Source organism: Stieleria sp. JC731, assembly GCF_020966635.1.
Taxonomy (GTDB): Bacteria; Planctomycetota; Planctomycetia; order Pirellulales; family Pirellulaceae; genus Stieleria.
Map to the genome: position 1 here is coordinate 776,744 of NZ_JAJKFQ010000001.1, position 22,110 is coordinate 798,853.

General features: G+C 53.8%; 13 protein-coding genes. 9 read left to right on the forward strand and 4 right to left on the reverse strand.

Going from position 1 to position 22,110, the window contains the following annotated elements; genetic code table 11:
• The first annotated feature begins 57 nt into the window (after positions 1 to 57).
• From LOC67_RS02470 to LOC67_RS02495, 6 genes are all read left to right on the forward strand, one after another.
• Positions 58 to 696: a sigma-70 family RNA polymerase sigma factor gene (locus tag LOC67_RS02470; protein WP_230260927.1), complete on the forward strand. Its 639-nt coding sequence runs from the start codon at positions 58 to 60 to the stop codon at positions 694 to 696.
• Entirely contained in the window at positions 693 to 3,560 is a 2,868-nt protein-coding gene (locus LOC67_RS02475) for a serine/threonine protein kinase (RefSeq protein ID WP_230260928.1), read from the forward strand. Before LOC67_RS02470 ends, LOC67_RS02475 begins: the two co-directional genes overlap by 4 nt.
• A 303-nt stretch (positions 3,561 to 3,863) precedes the next feature.
• Entirely contained in the window at positions 3,864 to 4,751 is an 888-nt protein-coding gene (locus LOC67_RS02480; protein WP_230260929.1) for a universal stress protein, read from the forward strand.
• Positions 4,752 to 4,871: 120 nt separating this feature from the next.
• Entirely contained in the window at positions 4,872 to 5,771 is a 900-nt protein-coding gene (locus LOC67_RS02485) for a universal stress protein (RefSeq protein ID WP_230260930.1), read from the forward strand.
• Between the two features lie 150 nt (positions 5,772 to 5,921).
• A complete protein-coding gene (locus LOC67_RS02490) occupies positions 5,922 to 7,241 on the forward strand; it encodes a Gfo/Idh/MocA family protein (protein WP_230260931.1) in 1,320 nt (439 codons plus the stop codon).
• A complete protein-coding gene (locus LOC67_RS02495) occupies positions 7,238 to 8,314 on the forward strand; it encodes a Gfo/Idh/MocA family protein (RefSeq protein WP_315861022.1) in 1,077 nt (358 codons plus the stop codon). The genes LOC67_RS02490 and LOC67_RS02495 overlap by 4 nt, the downstream gene beginning before the upstream one ends.
• Before the next feature lie 72 nt (positions 8,315 to 8,386).
• Here LOC67_RS02495 and LOC67_RS02500 read toward each other — a convergent pair whose 3' ends face one another.
• The 4 genes from LOC67_RS02500 to LOC67_RS02515 all read right to left on the reverse strand — a co-directional run bounded on the left by LOC67_RS02500 (position 8,387) and on the right by LOC67_RS02515 (position 15,646).
• Entirely contained in the window at positions 8,387 to 8,845 is a 459-nt protein-coding gene (locus tag LOC67_RS02500) for a DUF1569 domain-containing protein (RefSeq protein ID WP_230260932.1), read from the reverse strand.
• Positions 8,846 to 9,005: 160 nt separating this feature from the next.
• Entirely contained in the window at positions 9,006 to 11,597 is a 2,592-nt protein-coding gene (locus tag LOC67_RS02505) for an alpha/beta hydrolase-fold protein (protein ID WP_230260933.1), read from the reverse strand.
• A 981-nt stretch (positions 11,598 to 12,578) separates the two neighbouring features.
• Positions 12,579 to 13,109, reverse strand: coding sequence for a DUF6702 family protein (locus LOC67_RS02510; RefSeq protein WP_230260934.1), 531 nt, complete (start codon positions 13,107 to 13,109; stop codon positions 12,579 to 12,581).
• Positions 13,106 to 15,646, reverse strand: coding sequence for a M1 family metallopeptidase (locus LOC67_RS02515; RefSeq protein ID WP_230260935.1), 2,541 nt, complete (start codon positions 15,644 to 15,646; stop codon positions 13,106 to 13,108). Before LOC67_RS02515 ends, LOC67_RS02510 begins: the two co-directional genes overlap by 4 nt.
• 194 nt (positions 15,647 to 15,840) lie before the next feature.
• On the opposite strand from LOC67_RS02515, the gene rph reads away from it, so the two are divergent.
• From rph to LOC67_RS02530, 3 genes are all read left to right on the forward strand, one after another.
• On the forward strand, positions 15,841 to 16,542 hold the full coding sequence (gene rph, locus LOC67_RS02520; protein ID WP_230260936.1) for a ribonuclease PH: 702 nt from the start codon (positions 15,841 to 15,843) through the stop codon (positions 16,540 to 16,542).
• A gap of 372 nt (positions 16,543 to 16,914) precedes the next feature.
• Positions 16,915 to 17,928, forward strand: a complete 1,014-nt coding sequence (locus LOC67_RS02525; protein WP_230260937.1) for an L-threonylcarbamoyladenylate synthase — start codon at positions 16,915 to 16,917, stop codon at positions 17,926 to 17,928.
• 474 nt (positions 17,929 to 18,402) lie between these two features.
• Positions 18,403 to 22,053: a hypothetical protein gene (locus LOC67_RS02530; protein ID WP_230260938.1), complete on the forward strand. Its 3,651-nt coding sequence runs from the start codon at positions 18,403 to 18,405 to the stop codon at positions 22,051 to 22,053.
• The last annotated feature ends 57 nt before the right edge of the window (positions 22,054 to 22,110 follow it).

Sequence of the window (22,110 nt, forward strand, 5' to 3'; positions counted from 1 at the left end):
AGCTGACGGTGTTCGCCGTTGTGGCCAATCCCCGACAGGTTTGTAGAGGAACAAACGATGGAAAATGAAATCGCTGATGAAAGCCGATTGCAAATGCAGTTGTCCGAAGACCCAGACTCGACATTAGCTGAGCTGTTTTGCGTCCATCGTGCTTCGTTTAACAATTTGTTGACGTTTCGAATGGACCGCAGATTGGCGGGGCGTGTCGATCCGGATGACATCCTGCAAGAAGCCTTCTTGGCCGCGAAGGCCCGTCTGAAACACTACTTGGCAAACGAAAAGCATACGGTGTTCGCATGGTTGCGAATGATTGTTATCCAAACCATGGTTGATGTTCATCGCCGACATTTGGGTGCTGGCAAACGATCCGCTCAACGTGAGATTAAACTCAGTAGCCCAAACGCTCATTATCCGCAGACGACAGCGGTATCAATCGCAGACAGAATCGCCGCTCAGCAAACGACACCCAGCGGTGTTGCGGTCCGTGGTGAAGAGTTGCAGGTATTGGAAAAGGCGATCGCGACATTGACCGAACAGGACCAAGAGATCATCGCGATGCGCCATTTTGAAAGTTTGTCAAACAAACAGGTTTCCGAAGTCCTTGGGCTGTCAGTCACGGCGGCAAGCAACCGTTATGTACGAGCCCTTGAACGACTCCGCGAAGTGCTCGAAGGAACCGGGCTTGGGTTGCAATGAGCGATAGCACCTCCGGCGAAAAGAAGAACAAAGAGACCGCAGCCGATCAGCCGCGAGCTGAAAAACTAAAGAGTCTGGCGCCTTTGATGCAGCTTCTCGATCAAGCTCGGGATGTGGTTGTCAAAGGGAGCCATTCGCCCTCGGAAAAGATCAAGCCCCCGGAGTCACTTGGGGATTTCGACCTGCTCTCGCCGATCGGTCGAGGCGGGATGGGAGTCGTCTATGAAGCTCGCCAAAGATCACTCGATCGTATCGTCGCGCTGAAGATTCTTCCAAAGTCTCAGTTACCCGCAACCGATAGCGAAGACGCGGTTGCTTCACCGACTGACCGTAACCTTGTTCAACGCTTTCATACCGAGGCACGAGCTGCGGCAAGACTTCATCATGCCAACATCGTCCCGGTATTTGGCTTCGGTGAAGCGGATGGCTATTTCTTTTTCGTGATGCAGCGGATCTATGGCCAAAACCTGGACCGTTGGATCCGAGACCACGTTTGCGAAGGCGCTGCCGAACGTATCGATGATGATCGTTTGGCAAACACCGTCGCTCGCTTCGGATTTCAGGCAGCATTGGGTCTCGCCTATGCACATGGCCAAGGCGTGCTGCACCGCGATGTCAAACCGGCAAATCTGCTGATCGATGAAGACGGCACACTACAGATTGCTGATTTCGGTGTCGCACGTATCGAAGACGCAGAAGCATTGACTCGGACCAGCGATGTGATCGGAACATTGCGGTACATGTCACCCGAGCAAATTGCGGGCAAGGCAGTCGCGCAAAGTGATGTCTATTCGTTGGGCGTCACGCTTTATGAAATCGCCACGGGAAAACCTGCGCTGAACGACTTGTCTGTGCGTCAAGCTATCTTGTTGCAAAAGAAAGCTTCTGGCCCGGTCCCGCTGGCTCAATGCAAGCCATCGTTGCCTTTGGATCTGCGAACGATCATCGAAAAGGCTATGCAACCGGAGATCCGATACCGGTATGAAGACGCGAAAAGTTTGGCTGACGATTTAGAGCGGTTCCTTAACGGGTTTCCGATCCGGGCGAGGCGACTGAGTTTATTTGAACGCAGTGCCCGGTGGGTTCGTCGTAACCAAACCGTTTCGGTCTTGGCGACGCTGCTATTTTTCGCGTTGGGGTTTACTGCACTCGTTTCGATTTTGGATCAAAGGGCGATTCGGATGTCTTATGATCGAGTCGAAAAAGCTCGGCAAGCAACCAGCCGAATCGCCATGCGTGCCGATGAAGCGATCGATAGTGTCTTTCAACGATTCTCGGTAACGGCCGATGCGACAACGATTGACTACGATGCACGGGATTTTTCAGCTCCGGCGGTCGATCTGAAAACGCCAGAACTGCTTCGCAAGCTGATTGACTATTACGACAGCTTGTCGGCAGAGTCGCTTGATCAAATCACTTTGAAGTTGTCGCCCGCTCAGGTAAGGATGCATTTGGCAACGATTCATCGTCACCTCGACAATCATCAAGATGCCATCGTTGCACTCGAAGATGCACTCTGGGAAATTGATCCGCTTGATCGATTGATGCGTGCACGCGTTTACAATCAGATCGGTATCGCGCAGGCGATGTTGGGTAGCAGTCGCCAAGCAAAGCAGACATTCGAAAAGGCATACGTGTTGCTGAAAGAAATGGATGCACCGAAGGAGCTTCATCAACAGAACCTTCGACAATTCGAATTGGCTCGCTGTGAACTGTTGATGGCTCGGCGTCTACGTCCCGGGATGGGACCGAATTCGATGCCGCCGGTCGAGGCCTTTCGTGACAACCCATGGAAACGTAGCCGTGCCATGGGGCCGGGTATCGGCATGCCAGAAATTGGCGGGGATCGTTTACAAGGCGGAAACCTCAGCGGACGTTCCTCTGTCAATGGCGTGGGATTGCTTCAGCGTGATGAACGCGACGAAACGCTGTTAACATTAAGTACGGAGCGTTTGGGGGCGCTGCTTCAGCAAAACCAGGAACACGTTCCGACGATGGTGCTGCTCTCTTGTACGCTGCGCAATTCAATGCGTGATGTGTTGCGGGCTCGTCAATCCGAAGATCCGAATGATCTGTGGTTGGTCGAAACAGCCGAATGGGTGCGACAACGCTTGCAAGCAAAAATGGATAGCGGCGAACTGCATGGTCAGCACGCGATTCTGGCCTATGAACAAGTTCTGTTGCTGTCGGATTTCACTGTCTTTCGCCCAATGCCCAGGGATCTGCTTCGCCAAGGTTTGCAGGATTGTGAAGTGGCGATGGAGCAGGCCGACAAGCTAGTCGAAGACCATCCCAACGTGTCTGCTTATGAAGTGTTGGCGATTCATACGACGTACAAATGCGCTACGTTGATGACACGCATGTTTGCCGAAGAAAACGTCCCGGCGGTAGAGCGACTTCGTGAAATACGTGGGTTGCTACGAAGGACGTTTCGAAGGCAAAGCCGATTGTTGCAGCGGACAGATCTTGCCTACGGCTATTCGCTTTGGGGGGCATTGTTCGCGATGCGTCTGGGGGATATCCAAATGGTGATTGGCGAGGAATCCTCGGCCGTCAATGATTATCGCCAAGCGATGTCATTGGTCCCGTTGCAAATCATTTCCGAATTAGAATCGGCTGCATCCGAAGGCGAACTTCTCAGTCAAGAACGACAGACGCTTTTAGAACTGTCGGCTGACAACCCGATCCTAATCGGATTGTCAGAAATCTGCCAACGCTATGCATTTGCCGAGCGATTGCGTGATCCCAAAATGGCACACCGGCTGGATGCCTTTTGTGACGAGCTGGCACAGCCGCAGTTCGATTCATGGAAAAAAGTTCAGGACGCGACTGAGCTTTTGATAAATTCAGAAGCGACTCAGTAAGCTTCGACACGGCAAATTGCCAACCGGTCACGCACAGGTGTGACGTCTGACTACTCCCTCGCGACCTGAAATTGATAAATTGGCACACTGGCTGCCAGTCATTATCCAACAGCCAGCGGATTGTTGCTCTTCACCGTACTCGATTCCAGCAATGCTGGGCAGAAACGGTGTACCTCATGATGGCATTCAATAGGCGACAATCACATGGCCAGTAACGACATTGCTGACAGTAACTTTGCCGGTAGTGACTAACTCGGTGCATCGGCATCCGAGGCTTTGATTCCACAGCGGGAGGCCAACGCCATGAATAACATTGTCTTAGCAGTTGACGGTTCGGCACCTTCGTTAGACGCGGTCAAGTTCTTCGCCCATCTTCCACACCGTGAAAGTCTCTTTGTATCCGTCGCGACGGTCGTTCAACGGCCATACATCCATAGCAGCTATGCTGTTGGTGAGCTCCTGGAAAAGGCCTTTGAGCGTGATAAAGAATTCGCCGATGAGAAGTATCGCGATGTCGAAGCGATCTTTGATGGGGCAAACGTCCAACTCGATCACGTTGCAAAGGAAGGGCCCATCGGCGAAACCATCGTGGACATCGCCAAGCAGCGGCAGGCGGATTTGGTAGTCGTTGGTGCCAAGGGGCATTCAGGAATATCGAGGCTGCTGCTGGGAAGTGTCAGCGATCACGTCGCCACACATGCCCCTTGCAGTACCCTGATCGTTCGTCCCACCGGGCTGCTAGGCAGCTCGCGTCCGATTCGTGTTTGCTTGGCATTCGAAATGTGCCAGTCCGGAATTGCAGCATTGGAAGAAACGTCGCAGGTTCCATGGAACACCGGCACCGAATTTCATATTTTGACCGTACAGACATTCCTGTCCGACTTTATCGGTGAACGTATCGCTGATGAAGGATTGGAGCTCAGTGAGCATGCGAAGGATGGTTTGAATGAAGCCAAAAATCGATTGAAAGATGTCGCTCCGAATGCACAAACTCATCTGCTGAGGACTGATCATATCGGCGAAGGGATTGTCTCATTCGTTGAAGACAACGAAATCGATTTGTTGGTCTTGGGAGAAACCCCACGCAGCGCGGTGAATCGATTTTTGTTAGGAAGCACGTCACGGTATGTGCTGCGGCACGCGCCGTGCAGTGTCTGGGTGTCACGAAATATGGCGTCACAACAGTTTTAATCCCCATCCAGAAAGGGGCGGCCCTTTTCAGATAGGTTCGCAATCTTGGTCGTGTTCCGTTTCATCTGATGTTGCAGACACAGTTGAATACGGCGTGTTACGAATTTGAAGGAATGTTCGATGAAAATCCTCTTAGCAACCGATTGCTCTAAACAGGCAACCCAAGCCGCCGAAACACTGTTGTCACTACCGATCGAGCAGCCGATCGATCTGACCATCATCACGGCGCTAGCCGAACCCTACGCGTCAACTCCCGAATCGCCTCAACAATGGTATCCGGAGCTACTGCAGCAGGAGCGTGCGCGAAGTGAACAGCACCAGCAATCGTTGGTGGCGATGTTCAAAGATCGTTGCCAAAGCGTCACGACACTTACCCGACCCGGGCACCCGGTAAGTGTGATATTGACTGCTGCTGAGGAAAGCGAAGCCGAACTGATTGTCGTCGGCGCTCAAGGGCATTCGTTTCTCGGCCGACTATTGATCGGAAGCGTTTCTGATAGTGTTGCGACACATGCCAAGTGTTCGGTGCTGGTCGTCCGTGCGCCAGATGAGTCCGATTCGGTTGTTGGGCCAATTCAGCACGTGGTCGTCGGATACGACGGGTCGGCACCTTCGCGAGAAGCGATTGCCGAGATGGTCGATTTGCGATGGGCAGAGTCAACCAAGTTCGAATTGACGAGTATCGCCCCGATCTACGACTACTTGTTGGGGACTGGCTTAACAACGGCTGCGATCGAGAACGAAGAACTGATTTTCAAAGAGATGCAGAGCCGCTGTGATGAAATGGTTGAGAAGGTTTCCGATTCGTTGCCGAATGTTTCGACAACAGTTTTGAACGACCAACGTGTCGGTCCGGCAATTGTCGAACATGCAGAGCAAGAAAAGGCAGACCTTGTCGTTGTTGGTGATGCCGGGCACAGTTTGTTGGATGACTTACTTTTGGGAAGTACAACCAAGTATGTGCTTCGACATGCCGTTTGCAGCGTTTGGATCTCCAGACAGCATCGCCAAGTCGAATAGCCTCAAAGCTCGGACGCCCGTTGGGCATTCACACTTTGCTTAGATCCACACTTCGTCTGCTGTGGGTCACTATACTCTTGGGGAGCGTATCGATGCCTTTGATGTGCATGTCGCGATCGCGACAACTCGATTTCCCCAAGAGAGCATCCCATGAATCTATTCGAAAACACCAATCGGGACCGGCGGTTGTTCTTAGCCGCGATGGCGACGACGGCAGTGTCAATCGGCAGCAATCGGGCTAGCGGGCAAGACGAAGCGGCTGCCGAAACGAATCCCGTCTCGCCGAACGACCGTTTGTCGATTGGCATCATGGGAGTCAACGGACGAGGGGCCGCAATTGCCAAAGGTATGCTTGCGACTGGCCAAGTCGATATCTCGTACATCTGTGATGTCGATCGGCGAGCGGCCGATCGGGTCGCGAAATTGGTTGGCGAAAAGCAATCGACGGTTCCCAAGACCATCACCGATTTTCGAAACTTGTTAGACGACAACTCCGTCGACGTTTTGGTTTGTGCGGCGCCAAATCATTGGCACGCGCCGGCTACGATTTTGGGGTGCAAAGCTGGAAAGCACGTGTATGTCGAAAAGCCTTGCAGCTACACACCTGCTGAAGGTGAAATGGCGGTCGCTGCGGCTCGAAAACACGATCGTATCGTTCAAATGGGAACCCAACGTCGGACTTGGCCAGGGATCGTGGCCGCCATCGAAAAGGTTCACAGTGGCGCTATCGGAAAGGTGCTTTACTCGCGGTCTTGGTACAACAATCGACGTGGTTCGATTGGTCATGGCAAGCAAACGGCGGTGCCCGAATGGCTCGATTGGAAGCTTTGGCAAGGCCCGGCTCCAGATCGCCCCTTCAAAGACAATGTCGTTCACTACAACTGGCATTGGCACTGGCACTGGGGGAACGGTGAAATCGGCAACAATGGTGTGCACGCACTGGATGTTGCGAGATGGGGGATGCAGGTGGACTATCCCATCGCTGTTTCGGTTGGCGGGGGAAAGTACCGTCACGATGATGATCAAGAGACACCCGACACGATGATGGCCACCTTCGATTTTGAAGGCGGCAAAACGATCACGTGGGAAGGTTTGAGTTGGTCTCCGTTAGGTCCGCACGATTCACGTTTCGGAATCAGTTTTCATGGAACCGATGGATCGATTGTCTTGCGTGACAAAGGCTTTGTTCAATTTGATAATCGCGATAACCAGGTGGACCAGGGCGAAGGTGAAGCCGGTGACCAGGGGCACTTTATGAACTTTATCGATTCGGTTCGAAACGGCGAACGGCCAAACGCAGATATCGAAATTGCACACAAAAGCACTCTGCTTTGCCATCTGGGCAACATCGCTTATCGGACTGGAACGTCATTGAAAACGGACCCCAAAGATGGTCGTCCAATCAATAGCGATGGAGCCAACTCGCTGTGGACACGTGAATATGCAAAAGGGTGGGAGCCAACAGTATGAATATCAGAATACGTCGACTTTATCTGCGTGTTGCCGCGGCCTTGGTTATCGCAGTCGTTTTAGGTGCCACCGTCCAAGCTCAGGACGAGAAATCTAAAGAGGTGAATGTCCAGGGGGATAAAACCATGCGGATCGGAGTCATCGGTTTGGATACCTCGCACGTACCGGCATTTACGAAGGCGTTCAATGCGGAACCCGCCGATCCCGAAATGATGAATTGTCGCGTCGTCGCGGCGTACCCATTCGGTAGCCGAACGATCGAAAGTAGCTTTAGCAGAATCCCTGACTATCAAAAGCAAGTTGAAGCCTTAGGTGTCGAGGTTGTTGATTCGATTGACGAATTGCTGAGCAAAGTTGATTGTGTACTTTTAGAAACCAACGATGGGAAGCCTCACCTGGATCAGGCACTACAGGTTTTCCAAGCTGGAAAGCCTGTGTTTATCGATAAGCCTGTGGCTTCGAATTTGGCTGAGGTTGTCGCGATTTATAGGGCTGCTGAGCAGTTCGATGTGCCGATGTTTTCAAGTTCATCGCTGCGATACAGCGAAGGGGCACAAGCGATTCGCAATGGTGCTGCCGGGACGGTGTTAGGGTGCAATGCGTTCAGCCCCGCATCAACCGAGCCAACGCATTCACGATTGTTTTGGTACGGGATCCACGGCTGTGAATCTCTTTACACCTGTATGGGGCCAGGATGCCAGCAGGTTCAGTTGACATCCACAGACGATCGCGAGTTGGCTGTTGGCGTTTGGAGCGACGGTCGAATCGGCACGTTCCATGGAATGAGAAACGGCAAGAAAAGTTACGGCGGGACCGCGTTTGGTGACAAGGCGATTGTTCCGATCGGTGACTATGGTGGATATCGACCCTTGGTCGTTCAGATCGCCAAATTTTTCCGAACCGGTGAACCGCCAATTGATCCTGCGGAAACAATTGAGCTTTATGCGTTCATGGCTGCCGCCGAAGCCAGTTCGCAGCAGGGAGGCATGCCGGTCAAGATTGAAACCGTCCTGCGACAGGCAGAGCAAGACGCGTCGGAATTGTTAAAAGCGAAAATCAAGAACGCGCAGTAGCGTCTTGATCTGGTTGATGTCTTCCAGCCTTTTCACTTTGTGAAAGACCAAACCTGACAACTAGACAGGTTGCTATGCCGGATGGACAAATCCCAGGTGAAGTTCCATGTGACGGCATTGAAGTTGCTCGTTGTTGTCACGCGATAGGTTTCCAAAGATTGGATGGCGAGGCAACTTATCCACGGCTCGATAGCGTTTGAAGGCTTCACGAAACGTTGTCATCGCTTCATCCAACTGTTGCTCGTCACGCCAAAAGAAATCCTGAGCGTTTTGCGGTAGCTTTAGACCGGGTTTCATCGGACGGTGGGCAACGATTCGACCTAGCAATGGACCGATCAATCGAAGGATGAACGGGATCGGAGGAGGCGTTTGGTGTCCCGAGGAGATATCAAACGCGGTTGCCAAGTGCTCGACAATCTGAGGGAACGTGAAGTTACCGCTCGTTTTAACCGGGATAATTGCCAAGCGTTCTACTTCAGCGACTGCGTCGTCAAGACGGTCAAAATGGATTTTGCGATGAGATTCAGACATGAGCATATCTCACTATTGTGAATTGTTTCGAAGAGATATCCCATGGTGGCATCGAACAAAAAAATCGGAAACCCCATTTGGGCCAATGCGGACAATCCGACGCACATCAATGATGGGCGTCGGATTGATTGATAAAATAGCGATGAATGTTGCCTAAGATTTAAGGCGTTTCATCCGTGTTGACGCTCAGCTTGCGGCGGAAAATTGTTTTACCGTTGGTCACATATAGATAGCTATGATCTTGACCAGCCAAGACACAACTTGTGAGGGGTTGAGTGTCGTCTGGCTTTGGCAGAACGCCGCAAGGTCGACCGGTCGGATCAAACACTTGAACGCCCAACTGGCTTGTAACGTAGTAGCGTCCGGCTTTATCAACGGCCATCCCATCACCTTTGGACGAGTCCTGATAGGGCGGCGGTTCGTTGAACTTGAATTCGCCTTTCGGATCGATCGGCAATCTCATTGGCATGGTCGGCATCTTGGCGTCTAGGGACTGATCTGGGTTCACTCGAAAAGTCCATGTGTGCGTGCCACCGTAATCGGAAACTGCCAGCGTTCCGCCGTCGTTTGATAAAGCGATCCCATTTGGCTTGTTGATCCCTTCGTCGGCAACGGACGTTTCTCCATTCTCGGGATTAATGCGGATCACCTGCTTTGCCGCCGTCTGGGTAAAGAAGATCGTCCCATCCGCCGTGATTGCCAAGTCATTAGGGCGAACATCTTCGGCAAGTACCTTCACAGTACCGTTGTTTGGATCGATGGAGATCACGCGCCGCTGCGAACCTTGGCAGCCATAGAGTAGGCCATCTGGGCCAAACATGAGACCACTGATCGATTCTTTCGCGACGACCGATTGTTCGCCCGTTTCGGCGTCGACTCGGTAGACGGCTGGAGCACGCATGTCCGAATAATAAAAGTTTCCTTTTTGATCGGCGCAAGGTGCATCGGCAAACCCAAGGTCTTTGGCGACCACTTGCCAGTCTTCACCGGGAATCAGCAAACGCAGCAATGTCAAATCACCACGTAGGTCATCACTGGTATCGATTTTTGGGGTATGTGGTTCTTTTCTCCACAACCACTGCATCGCCTCGGGAAAACGGCTGCTGCCATAGTCGGCGTTGTGTGCATAGCCTTCGGCCCAGTCGAAGCGGACGTCGTAGCCCATGTACTGCAGCGCTGACGCCATTCGTCGGTTCGCCCATGGCCAGCTTCCAAACGCGTTGTCGACGTCGCCGCTCGTGTCCGCCATGTAAACGCGAATCGGTTTGGGCTCTGTTTTTCGGACCAATGCGGGATAGACATTTCCGCCGCGCAGGTTGGTAAAGCTTCCCACGCTGGAATACACCTTTCCAAACTGATCAGGACGATTCCAAGCGACGGTGAAGGCGCAGATAGCGCCGGAGCTGGAACCGCCGATCGCACGCATTTCAGGATCGCTGGAAATGTTGTACTTCGCTTCCACGGTCGGCAAGATTTCATCAAGCAAAAACTGAGCGTATCGGTCACCCAAGCTATCGTATTCGTAGCCTCGGTTGCTGCTTTTGTTGCCACGACGCGGCTTGGATTGATCGTGCCCAGGGTTCAGAAATACTGCAACGGTTGGCGGCATCTCACCGCGAGCGATCAAGTTGTTAAACACCATGGGGATGCGCCATCGACCTTTGGTGTCTCTCATTCGTTCGCCATCCTGAAAGACCATCAATGCGGCGGGAGTGCTCTTGTCATACTGCGCCGGAACGTAAACGGCCCAATCGCGAATCATTCCTGGGAAGACCTTCGATTCCCAAGGTTCCATCACATGAACGGTGCCTTGAGGGACGTCTTCGTTTGCGACCGCATCAGGGTGCGGTTGCCACGGTGGCTTGGTTTCAGTCGACGCAATCGCAGTGGATTTTGCTTGGTCGTCCCAAAGCCAACGGAGCGCACTTGGGAAAACTTCACCGGCCCAGCGTCCGCTATGACCACCATCGGTCATTTCCAGTTTGTAGGTGTAGCCGGCAAACTGCAGTGCCGCGGCCAAGTCTTGATTCGCCAAGGGCCAATTGCCGTGCAGGTTGCTCAAGTCATCGACACCTTCTTGCAAATAGACTTTGATCGGTTTGGGATCTCGCTTGGTTTTTCGTACGAGGCCGGGATAAGCCCAGCCGCCACGGATGTTGGTGTAGCTACCGATATGGCTAAGCACTTTGCCGAATTGGTCGGGGCGGTGCCAAGCGACCGTGAAAGCGCAGATGCCTCCTGATGAGATTCCACAGACGGCGCGATCGGCGGGATCCGATGAAACGTTTAAGTCCTTTAACGCGTGAGGCAGGAATTCATCGATCAAGAACTTTGAATAGCGATCATCCATGGAATCGTATTCAAATGATCGATTACTGCGGTCAGCGGCGCCCGCTTTGGTGGCTTTGATTGTGCCAGGGTCGACGAACACCGCAATCGTCGTCGGCATCGCTTGCTGGTCAATCAGGTTGTCAAAGACCACCGGAACGCGAAACGCACCATTGGTTTTCGCGTAATTACGACCGTCCATAAAGACCATCAAGTTGGCCGGCTGGTTGGGATCGTATTGTGACGGGACGTAGACGCTGAAGTTGCGTGTTGTACCCGGAAAGATTTTGCTGCTGGCAAATTCGGCCGAAGTGACGGTACCCGTCGGGACATCGGGTTGGGACTGACGGTCGGTCTCGTCAGACGCGGGAAGGGGAGTGGCGAGCAGCAAACAGGCGGCCGCCAAAGAAAGTAGGCTTCTCATTTTTGCCTCGAAGGAGGAGTGGCAATTCGGAGGTGGGACCCGAAGAGTTTACTCGATCCGGTCGGGGCAGGGCGGGTTGCTTTTAGAGCGATGCAACTGAGCCGCATCGGCGTTAGCCGCGGTTGTGTGCGTTGGGCAGCCAGGAGGCTGCATCCAGTGCGTGGCAAGGCGGGAGCCTTGCCACGAGAAGTGTTGCTCGTGCGAGGCTCCGCCTCGCATGGGATGTCTTGCAGGCTCCGCCTGCCGATTGCAGAAGTGCGTCACTCAACCGTCGCTAGCGCGATCACGGCTCAGATTGGTGATGCTGACCGTCGCGATTGCGTTTGGTGCAATGAGCCGCATCGGCGTTAGCCGCGGTTGTGTGCGCTGGGCAGCCAGGAGGCTGCGTTCAGTGCATGGCAAGGCGGGAGTCTTGCCACGAGAAGTGTGTCACAAAACCGTCGCTAGCGCGATCACGGCTCAGTTTGGTGATGCTGACTGTCGCGATTGCGGTCGGTGCAATGAGCCGCATCGGCGTTAGCCGCGGTTGTGTGTGTTGGCAGCCAGGAGGCTGCGTTCAGTGCGTGGCAAGGCGGGAGCCTTGCCACGAGAGGTGTGTCACGTAACCGTCGCTAGCGCGATCACGGCTCAGTTTGGTGATGCTGACCGTCGCGATTGCGTTTGGTGCAACTGAGCCGCATCGGCGTTAGCCGCGGTTGTGTGCGCTGGGCAGCCAGGAGGCTGCGTTCAGTGCGTGGCAAGGCGGGAGCCTTGCCACGAGAGGTGCGTCACTTAACCGTCGCTAGCGCGATCACGGCTCAGTTTGGCGATGCTGACTGTCGCGATAGCAGTCGGTGCAATGAGCCGCTTTGGCGTTAGCCGCGGTTGGGTGCGCTGGGCAGCCAGGAGGCTGCAACCATTGCGTGGCAAGGCGGGAGCCTTGCCACGAGAAGTGTGTCACTTAACCGTCGCCAGCACGATCACGGTTCAGTTTGGTACAGCTTACTCTTCCTTGCCAACGGCAAGCTTCAAGGGCTTTTCGGGATGCTGCTGCGAAAGCACGGTTGATGGGTCTTTGCCAGTGTCGCTTTTCTGTCCCAGAAGAACGAACTGGTGATGGTAATTCGATTCACGGTCAAACAACAAATTGCTGAACACGGTTTTCGGAGGCCGACCATCCTTGCAATCGACTTCGTAAAACCACCACGCGTATGCACCTTCAACCTTTCGCCCGACCCAGCGGATCGGCTTTCCTGTGTACCGAGGTTTCCCGTCGCTCGAAGTCAATTCAGCCGTCTTGGCTTCGCTGCGATCATAGACGACATGCTTTCGCAGGTAGTCCAGTTCCCAGCCACTGTCTATGTCAGCTTCGATACTGCGACGCATCCATTGCTCATCCAGGACATGGATTCGCATGGCGACTTCGCAGCATCGAGAGTCTTGATTCCACTCAATCTCGCTATAGGTTTCGTGAACCGGGTGCAGCAGCAGCACAGAGCAAAATGCGACTTTGCAGAGCAGAAACGCGATCATTCAGAATCCTCTGACTTCTCAGGTTTCTTCTCTTCGTCAGCTTTGTCTTCTTTCTCTTCGGACGCTTCGGCTTTGGGGTCTGCCTTTTTCTCTTCTGGCTTTTTCTCAGCCTCTGGCTTCGCAGCGTCCTTGCTTTCGTCCTTTTTCTCATCGGCTTTCTTGTCGTCAGATTCCGATTCTTTCTTGTCCTGGTCGCCTTTGCGATCGTTTTCACGCTGCATTGGGTTCTTGGACTTTCCGCTACTCTTGAACAATTTGAAGCGGCTCGGAACCAGTTTCTCGGGCCAATGGTTATTGCCCATGTTGACGTCTGCGGTCTGCTGGTGCGGGTCCAGCTCCATGCGAACGATTTCCTTGTCCGACGTGATCAGCTTTTTGACACGCTTGCTGTTCTGACGCCAGATCTGTGCTGGCATCGTCATCGTTTCGGTGGTGCTATCGCCGTAGTAAACACGAAGGATGATCGGCATGACCAAACCGCCGTGATTTTCAAATTCGACGACATAGAAATTCGTCGTGCGGCGAAGCATCGCGCGTTCGTCACTGTCGAGACCGTCGAGGAATTTTTGGAACGACTTGCGATCGTCCTCTTCGACTTTGTCTTCGTCGTAGTCCGGGTTGTTGTAGAAATCTTTCAGACCCGGTTGCCATTCGATTCGGCGAGGCAAGTCTTTGTTACGAAGTTCTGAAATCGAAGGCTCTTCTTTGTCTTTCTCTTGGCGCTTGCGTTCGGCCGCTTCGTCTGGATCACCGGCATCAATTTGGTAAAGCTGCACATTGGTGATTCCAAGGTCGACATGCTTGGTCGAGTAAAACCATCCACGCCAGAACCAGTCCAAGTCCGTTCCGGAGGCGTCTTCCATCGTGCGGAAGAAGTCACTTGGTGTCGGGCGTTTGAATTTCCAGCGACGCGCGTACTCGCGAAACGCATGGTCAAACAGCTCACGTCCCAAGATGGTCTCGCGAAGGATGTTCAGCGCCGTCGCGGGTTTCCCATATGCGTTGTCACCGAACTGCAAGATCTCTTCGCTGCCGGTCATGATCGGTCGCTGATTACCGCCTCGCATGTAACCGACAATGTTGGCGGGTTCGCCGCGACGTGAAGGATAGTTTTCCTCCCATTCCTGTTCGGTCAGGTACTGCAGGAAGGTATTGAGGCCTTCGTCCATCCAGGTCCATTGACGTTCGTCACTGTTGACGATCATCGGAAAGAAGTTGTGTCCGACTTCGTGGATGACAACCGAGATCAAACCATACTTGGTCGCTTTGCTGTACGTGCCGTCTTCTTCGGGACGCGGCCCGTTGAAGCAGATCATTGGGTATTCCATTCCGTAGACCGGTCCATTGACGCTGATCGCGACCGGATAGGGATATTCGAATGAATAACGTCCGTAAACTTCCAGCGTGTGCGCGACCGATTCGGTGCTGTACTGGCTCCACAACGGTTCGGCTTCGTTGGGGTAATAGGACATCGACATCACGGTTTGTGATCCGACTTCGACACCCATCGCATCCCAGATGAATTTTCGGCTGGCTGCGAATGCAAAGTCACGAACGTTGTCGGCTTTGAATTCCCAGGTTTTGGTTTTCTTGCTGCGAACGCTTTCGTTCTCTTTGGCTTCTTCGGGCGTGACGATGAACATCGGACGGGTCGCTTCTTTCGCAGTCTCAAGACGTTCGCTCCATTCTGGCTTGAGCACATCGTCACCGTTGATCAGAACGCCGGTCGAAGCGACCACCATTTCTTCGGGCACAGTGATGCGGACGATGTAATCACCAAGTTCCAGTGTGAACTCGCCACGGCCAAGGAATGCCTTGTGTTGCCATGCGCCGAAGTCGGTGTATGAAGCGACGCGAGGAAACCACTGTGCGATTTCGTAGATGTAGTTGTCGTCGTCTTCAAAGTACTCTTTGCCGCCGCGCGATCGGATCGTTTTGGCGTCAACAATGTTGTACGAGTACTCGATGCCGAACGTGGTTGACTTGCCAGGTTTAAGCGGTTCCGGCAGATCGATTCGCATCATGGTTCCGACGTCACGGTAAGACAACTCCTTACCGGATTCATCGGTCACCGCGGCAATCTTGTAGCCGCCGTCGAAAATTTGGCTGGCCATGATTGTCTTCATCGCTTGGAACGAAATTCGTGGCGAAAGAGACGGGGCCGTTGCCGTTGTCAGTGCGTCGGAACCTTGGCGGAATCGGTTCTGATCCAGCTGCACCCAAATGTAAGACAGGGTGTGGGGAGATTTGTTGTGATAGTGAACCTTTTCTTTTCCGATGATCCGCTGGTTTTCGTCATCGATGGTCACGTCAATTTCATAATCGGCACGCTGTTGCCAATAAGCGGGGCCGGGGGCGCCGGATGCAATCCGCGTGTCCGTGGGGGTGGGCCACCACGGATCCAGCTGGGCAAACGGATCGTAGGGATCAATATGTTTGGGGTTCGCCGCTTCGGGCGATTGCGCATCGGTCGTAGCCGTCAGCGAAAAAATCGCAAGGGTGACGGCGATGATCAATCGGGCGGGGTCAAATCTCACAGCTGAGCGCCTTTTCGGTTCTTTGGGGTTCTGGCGTCGAATGACGGGAACGGTGCTCAAATTCTAGTTGGTCAGAAAGCGAGCGATAACACTGACCACACGAATACATGGGCATCTACCCAAAACCATGGTTCACCGTAGGATATTCCGCTTTAACTAATCACAAAAATCTTTGGAAGCCGGTAGGAATCCCCATGCGTCAGCCCGATCAACTACGTCCCGTCGAGATTCAAGTCGGCTACCTTGAACACCACCCGGCCAGCGTTTTGTACAAGTCCGGCAAAACCGTCGTGCTCTGTACCGCGTCGCTGGAATCAAGCGTTCCCCCATGGATGGAAGGCAAGGGCAAGGGCTGGGTCACGGCTGAATACAACATGCTGCCCGGGAGCACGGTGCCACGAAAACGTCGTGAACGCAGTAAAGTTGACGGTCGTACGACCGAGATCCAGCGATTGATCGGCCGCTCGCTCCGAGCCATCGTGGATCTGGAAGCCCTGGGCGAACGGTCCATCGTTGTCGATTGCGATGTATTGCAGGCTGACGGCGGAACGCGAACGGCATCGATCACTGGTGGCTTTATCGCATTGGCCAAAGCGATCAAAAACGAGTTGCCCGAATCGGAAATCGGAAACGGTCCGCTTCGAGATTCGATCGCGGCGATCAGCGTCGGTGTGGTCGACGGACAAGTGCGTTTGGATCTGGACTATGAACTGGACTACGCCGCGGACGTGGATATGAACGTCGTGATGACCGGTAGTGGTCGATTTGTCGAAATCCAGGGAACCGGTGAAGAAGCGACTTTTAGTGATGATGAGCTTGCCGCGATGATTAAGGTCGCGAAGTCAGGGATTGCGGAGTTGACCGCTTCTCAGATTGAAGCTCTGGGGGGAGTTTGAGTTGGGACATCACGGCGGAGCGTGATGGGTACCGTGAGGATTGTGGATAATCACGGCGGAGCGTGATGGGTACTTTGGGATGGTACCCGTCACAGTCCCTGTGACGTCCGGGCGTTGGTTCTGCTGGGATGGGTTTTGTGGACGTCATCACGGCGGAGCGTGATGGGTACCGTGAGGATTGTGGATAATCACGGCGGAGCGTGATTGGTACTTTGGAGATGGTACCCGTCACAGTCCCTGTGACGTCCGAGCATTGGTTCTGCTGGGATGGGTTTTGCGGGAAGTCATCACGGCGGAGCGTGATGGGTACTAAGACGCTTGAACATCACGGCGGAGCGTGATGGGTACTTTGGGTGTGATGGTGACTAGAGCATGGCTGATTCGAAAATCGTTTTACCTACCGACGAATCTATCCGCGATGCGGCTGCTGCATTGTCGTCCGGTGAACTCGTTGGGGTTCCGACCGAAACCGTCTATGGCTTAGCCGCCGATGCGACCAACCAAGACGCGGTCCTGAAGATCTTTGCGGCAAAGGGGCGACCGTCCAATAACCCGTTGATCGCACACTTTGCCAGTGCTCAAGACGCCGAAGCGTGGATCGATGTCGAATCCGATTTCAACGTTCGTCGACAATGGAATATCGCCACACAGTTTTGGCCTGGGCCACTGACCGTTGTCGCTCCGCTGACCGGTTCGGTCGCTCCGGCTGTCAACGCCGGCGCGACAACCTTGGCCGTCAGGGTACCTGATCATTCGGTGATGCAATCTTTGCTGCGAGAGTTTGGCAAGCCTGTCGCAGCGCCGAGTGCCAACCGTTCCAACTATGTCAGCCCGACTTGCGCCGATCACGTTGCTGCCGCCTTCGGTGATGATTTATCAATGGTGATCGATGGTGGCGAGTGTCGTTGCGGCGTCGAGTCCACGATTGTCCGTTTGACTCCTACGGTTCCACAACTGCTGCGTCCCGGAGGCATCTCGATCGAACAGCTTCAAGAGGCTTTTGGCGAAATCAGAATCTTGGGGATCAAGTCCGATGCGGCGTCACCGCTGCCATCACCTGGCTTGATGCGCAAGCACTACTCACCTCATACGAAACTCGTCAAAGTCGACTCGTTCGATCCATCGGTCAATCAACAGACGCGGATCGCACGCATCTTCTTTTCCGCGGCAAGCGACTCTGCCGCCAGCGCTGACGGTTCGGCTCCGTTCGCCTGGAGTCGTGTGCTTAGCGACTCGGGTGATTTAGATGAGGTGGCAAAGAATCTATTCGCTGCGATTCGCGACGCCGACCAGTCTGACTGTGAACTGATCGTGATCGATGTGTGTCCCTTAGACGGCGTTGGCCGCGCGATCATGGATCGTATCAATCGAGCCGTCACGCAGTAAACGCTAAGGACCATGATCAACACTGGCTGTTGGTGCATTGACCTTCTGCCGAAAGAAATGACCTCTTTTGCAAGCATTGTTGCACCCGCCATTTTGCGAAAACCGCAAGCCACCAACCCACGAGCTGTCAAATCGGCGACGTTGTCGTGTCATCGCGGTCGTTGACGATTGGCCAATGACGCGATCGAGATGACGGTCTGAGTCCCACAAAAGGCTCGAGTTCCGTATAAAGGATTGATTCTTCCTTCAGCGAGGCTGATTAGTCAATTTTGGTCTTGGGTGGATTGCCCAAATTAACGTATTCTCAGCCACAGCGTCTCAGGCTGAAGATGGATTGCTGTCTAGGGATTTTCGTGCGTCTGGCACAAGGATGTGACCGCGGTGACCGACGACCACCAACTTGATGAAATCGAAAGGGCTCAATTTGACGTGACGCGTCGACGACGTGCTCGGCGTTCGAGCCGAAAATTTCGAATGTCGCTCTTCGTCTTGGGATTTCTTGGCTTCGCGTTTCTTGCTGCGCCAAGCATTGTCAGTCATACGGGAATTGCACGCTCCATTCTGGTCTCGCAAGCGGCATCATACGGTTGGCAGGCGTCCGTCGAATCAATTTCAGTCGGATGGATTACACCCCTATCGATCAAGAACGCTGCCTTCGTCGGCCCATCAGGAAATACAAAGCTTGAAGTCGCCCGAGCGGACAGTTCACTAACCGCGGTTAATTTGATCCGGTTTAACCCCGCCGATCTGGGCGAGTTGTCTTTGCGTGGTGTGAAGCTTGACTGCGCTGTTGATCAAGGTCAGTCATCGATCGAAGCCGACTTGGCGAAGTTGTTGGAGCCATCGGATTCTGAATCAGCCACCGTTCGCACCTCGGTGCTTTTGCAAGAATGCAGCGTCGTTGCACGAGACTCCGCGACGCAGAAAACTTGGACGATCAAACAGGCCAATGCAAAAGTCAACGTTGATGGTGATCGGGTAACCGGTGAATTCGCCGGTGTGGTCGGCGAACCATCAGGCAGCGAAGGTTCGATCCAGTCTCAGTTTGTTTGGCATGATGGTGCAACTGAGTCCGCCGATCAACTAAGCGACTGGGAGCTATCTCTGGAGGCGAATTCGTTTCCAGTTTCCACGGCCGATTTGATCGCACGCCGAATTTTTACGGACAGCGATTCGACACCGCTGGGAAGTTCTGGTGAAGCGACCGGTCGTGTTCGAGTTCTCGGTAAGAACCAAAACGGTGTGCGGCTGGAAATCGGTGATCTGCAGCTTCGTAACTTTCAATCGACGCTGCCGCTTTCGAAGCCACAGCGTTGGCAAAACAACCTTGCCACTTTGAATGGTCAAGTCGATTGGAGCGAAGGGCGTTTGTTTGGAAACGATCTTTCCGTAACAACCGATTTTGCTTCGGCGGAATTGGACGGTTCGTTTCCGACGTCGATCTCATTTGTCGGTACCCACGACAACCCCTTGCTATGGATGCAGTCTCTGCAAGGGATGGCGAAGCTAAACGTCGACTTGGCAGCACTTTCGGAAGCTTTGCCTGGACTGTTGCCAATTCGCGACGATGCGACGCTAGTCTCAGGGACCGCAACGGCGATCCTGCGAAATCAGCGTGCGACCGACGACGTGATGCCACGAACAGAGCTTTCACTGAAGACACGTTCGATTCGCGCCCGATCGGGAGGACGAATCGTCGTTATCGAGCCGCTCTCTCTTGACGCGACCGTTTCGGATCAAGATGGCTCGCTACTGGCCGAACAGTTTTCATTAAGCAGCTCATTTGCCGAAGCGTCTGGCAGCGGGATGCTTCGCGGTGGACAAGCTCAGTTCAGCGTCGATTTCGGTCGGCTGTATACCATGCTTCGTCCCGTTATCGATCTTTCGGAATTCTCGTTGGGCGGGAATGCTGACGGGAACATTCGCTGGTCAGTGTCCTCCGCCGATGGCAGCGACCAGTGGGAGCTGTCCGGATCTGGCGAAGCGAAGCAGCTGCTGGTAACGCTTCCGGGCGGGCATCGATTTAAACGTTCCATCGTTCAATCCAGCTTGACCGCGAAGGGGAACTGGGCTGGCAATCAGCTTCAGCGTCTTTCCCAAGCCGAGTTTGCATTGGGAAGCGGTGGCGTTTTGTTTAAAGCTCAATTGACCGAACCAGTCACACAGCCGACACAGGAGTCTTCGTACCCGGTTCGAATGGAAATAGACGGCCGGATGGAAAACTTGAGTGAGTCTTTGGGGCCATGGTTGCCTGAGCAGCTTGCCAGTGCCGAAGGTCGCATCAGCGGTACCGCGATCGCGCAACTGAACCGCTATGGAGGCATCGTTTCGAAAGCGGATTTGGAAATGTTGCAACCTCGCATCAATTATCAGGATCGCTGGTATTCGCAGCCGAAGCTGACGTTGCACTTTGGCGGTTCGCTAGATCTGACTGCGGGAACTCTGTCGACACCCTCGACAACGATCGTTGGCGAATCGATATCGTTGGCGATTCGCGGTGAAGCATTGCCGGAAAAGACCAACCTCGAGATCGCGTGGAAAGCCGATCTTGAAGGGATCCAAGACAGCATCGGCGCGACAATCGCACGTGCGGCCGCGATACCTACTGTTCGGCCGATCGGCTATCGACCCGTTGAAGAAGACAGCTATCGATACGCGGGGATTTGCAATGGGAAGTTCACAATCACCGGCGGTCCTGATCAGTGGCATATCAACAGTGAGCTGTCCGGCGAGAACCTTAAAATCCTAAGGCAACGTCTTAGCGGAATTAACCCGCCAGGAACCTCCGCCGGAGCATTTCCTGTGACCCCGTCCTTGGACGGTCGCTATGCGAACAATGGTCTTCAACCGAATGGGAGTCGAGCTGCTGATACCTCGGTCGTTTGGTCTGAACCACGCATGAAGATCAGTGGTCCTTTGACGTATAAAGCTGATTTGGGACAGATCGAATTGGGAACACAGCAAGTTGCTTGTGATTGGTTTGCCGGTTCGCTTGCAGGGATGGTGGATTTCTCTGGTGATGATGTCGCGATCGAATTGTCGGGACCATCACGCACTAAGCTGGACGCCTTGGCAGCAAGGCTATCTGAATATTTTGAGGCCTCCATCAATGCCAACGGCGTCCACGAAAGTGAACTTGCTCTGACAGTCAATGTTCCTGCACAAGGCGAAACAACCTATGCCTTGCAGACAGATGTCGGTTGGCAGGAGTGTGATATTGCAGGTGTCAGGCTTGGTGCATCAAAGCTGCCGCTTCACGTCACACAAGAGCGGGTTCGCATCAACAAGGCGACCGTTCCGGTGATTGATATCGCACCCGCCATCGCTGGTGCCGCGGCGACGGTTTCGCAAGCGGACTCAAACGCGACGGCCACGTTGGCGCTGACGGTCGATCTTACGAAGCCACAAACAGCGATTCAGTTTGATCCCGGAACATCCATCAAGTCACTTCGGATTTCACCTCAAGCGGCAGCTTCATGGTTGAAATACTTGACTCCACTGGCGGCCGGTGCGACTCAAATTGATGGTGTCGTTTCGGCGGAATTCGACGAGGCGATCATCTATCCCGATGATCCGACCCAAAGCACCATTCGTGGAAATCTGGAAATTGGGCATGTTACGCTTTCCAGTGGTCCGCTCGCGAATCAGCTGATCCAAGGCGTTCGCCAAATCAAATCGATGACTCGATTAACCGGTGGGCAAGTTGAACCCGTTGCACCAAAGACGCTTATCGAAATGCCGCCTCAAACTGTGCCATTCGCATTGGCCAATGGAGTCGTCGCTCACCAACGGATGTACTTCAAGGTCGACAACGCGGAAGTCATGACCAGCGGACAAGTCGGATTGGATTCACAGGTCGCGTTGGTCGCCCAAGTGCCATTGAATGCTCGTTGGCTGGGCAGCGATTTGCAGGGCCTTGCCGGACAAAACCTAGCATTTCCTATCAACGGCACGATCTCGCGTCCAAGGCTCGATGAAACGGCAGTGCGCCGCGTCATGGCGGAGTTGGTCCCGCGAGCTGGTGCGGAAGTGATTCAGAATCGTCTGGACGGTTTGATTCAGAAACAGCTTGGCGACCAAGTCGATCAGCTCAATTCGAGCCTAGAGAAAATCTTCAACTTCTAGTCGTGCCGCCCAAGAAGCTCGATGACAGACTTGAGATAGTTTCGCATCCGACGTTTA

Excerpts from the sequence above, each read along its gene's own strand:
- LOC67_RS02490 (WP_230260931.1), top strand. The coding sequence starts at position 5,922 with ATGAATCTATTCGAAAACACCAATCGGGACCGGCGGTTGTTCTTAGCC.
- LOC67_RS02475 (WP_230260928.1), top strand. The coding sequence starts at position 693 with ATGAGCGATAGCACCTCCGGCGAAAAGAAGAACAAAGAGACCGCAGCC.
- LOC67_RS02495 (WP_315861022.1), top strand. The coding sequence starts at position 7,238 with ATGAATATCAGAATACGTCGACTTTATCTGCGTGTTGCCGCGGCCTTG.
- LOC67_RS02470 (WP_230260927.1), top strand. The coding sequence starts at position 58 with ATGGAAAATGAAATCGCTGATGAAAGCCGATTGCAAATGCAGTTGTCC.
- LOC67_RS02530 (WP_230260938.1), top strand. The coding sequence starts at position 18,403 with ATGTCGCTCTTCGTCTTGGGATTTCTTGGCTTCGCGTTTCTTGCTGCG.
- LOC67_RS02480 (WP_230260929.1), top strand. The coding sequence starts at position 3,864 with ATGAATAACATTGTCTTAGCAGTTGACGGTTCGGCACCTTCGTTAGAC.
- LOC67_RS02500 (WP_230260932.1), bottom strand. The coding sequence starts at position 8,845 with ATGTCTGAATCTCATCGCAAAATCCATTTTGACCGTCTTGACGACGCA.
- LOC67_RS02505 (WP_230260933.1), bottom strand. The coding sequence starts at position 11,597 with ATGAGAAGCCTACTTTCTTTGGCGGCCGCCTGTTTGCTGCTCGCCACT.
- LOC67_RS02525 (WP_230260937.1), top strand. The coding sequence starts at position 16,915 with ATGGCTGATTCGAAAATCGTTTTACCTACCGACGAATCTATCCGCGAT.
- rph (WP_230260936.1), top strand. The coding sequence starts at position 15,841 with ATGCGTCAGCCCGATCAACTACGTCCCGTCGAGATTCAAGTCGGCTAC.
- LOC67_RS02485 (WP_230260930.1), top strand. The coding sequence starts at position 4,872 with ATGAAAATCCTCTTAGCAACCGATTGCTCTAAACAGGCAACCCAAGCC.
- LOC67_RS02510 (WP_230260934.1), bottom strand. The coding sequence starts at position 13,109 with ATGATCGCGTTTCTGCTCTGCAAAGTCGCATTTTGCTCTGTGCTGCTG.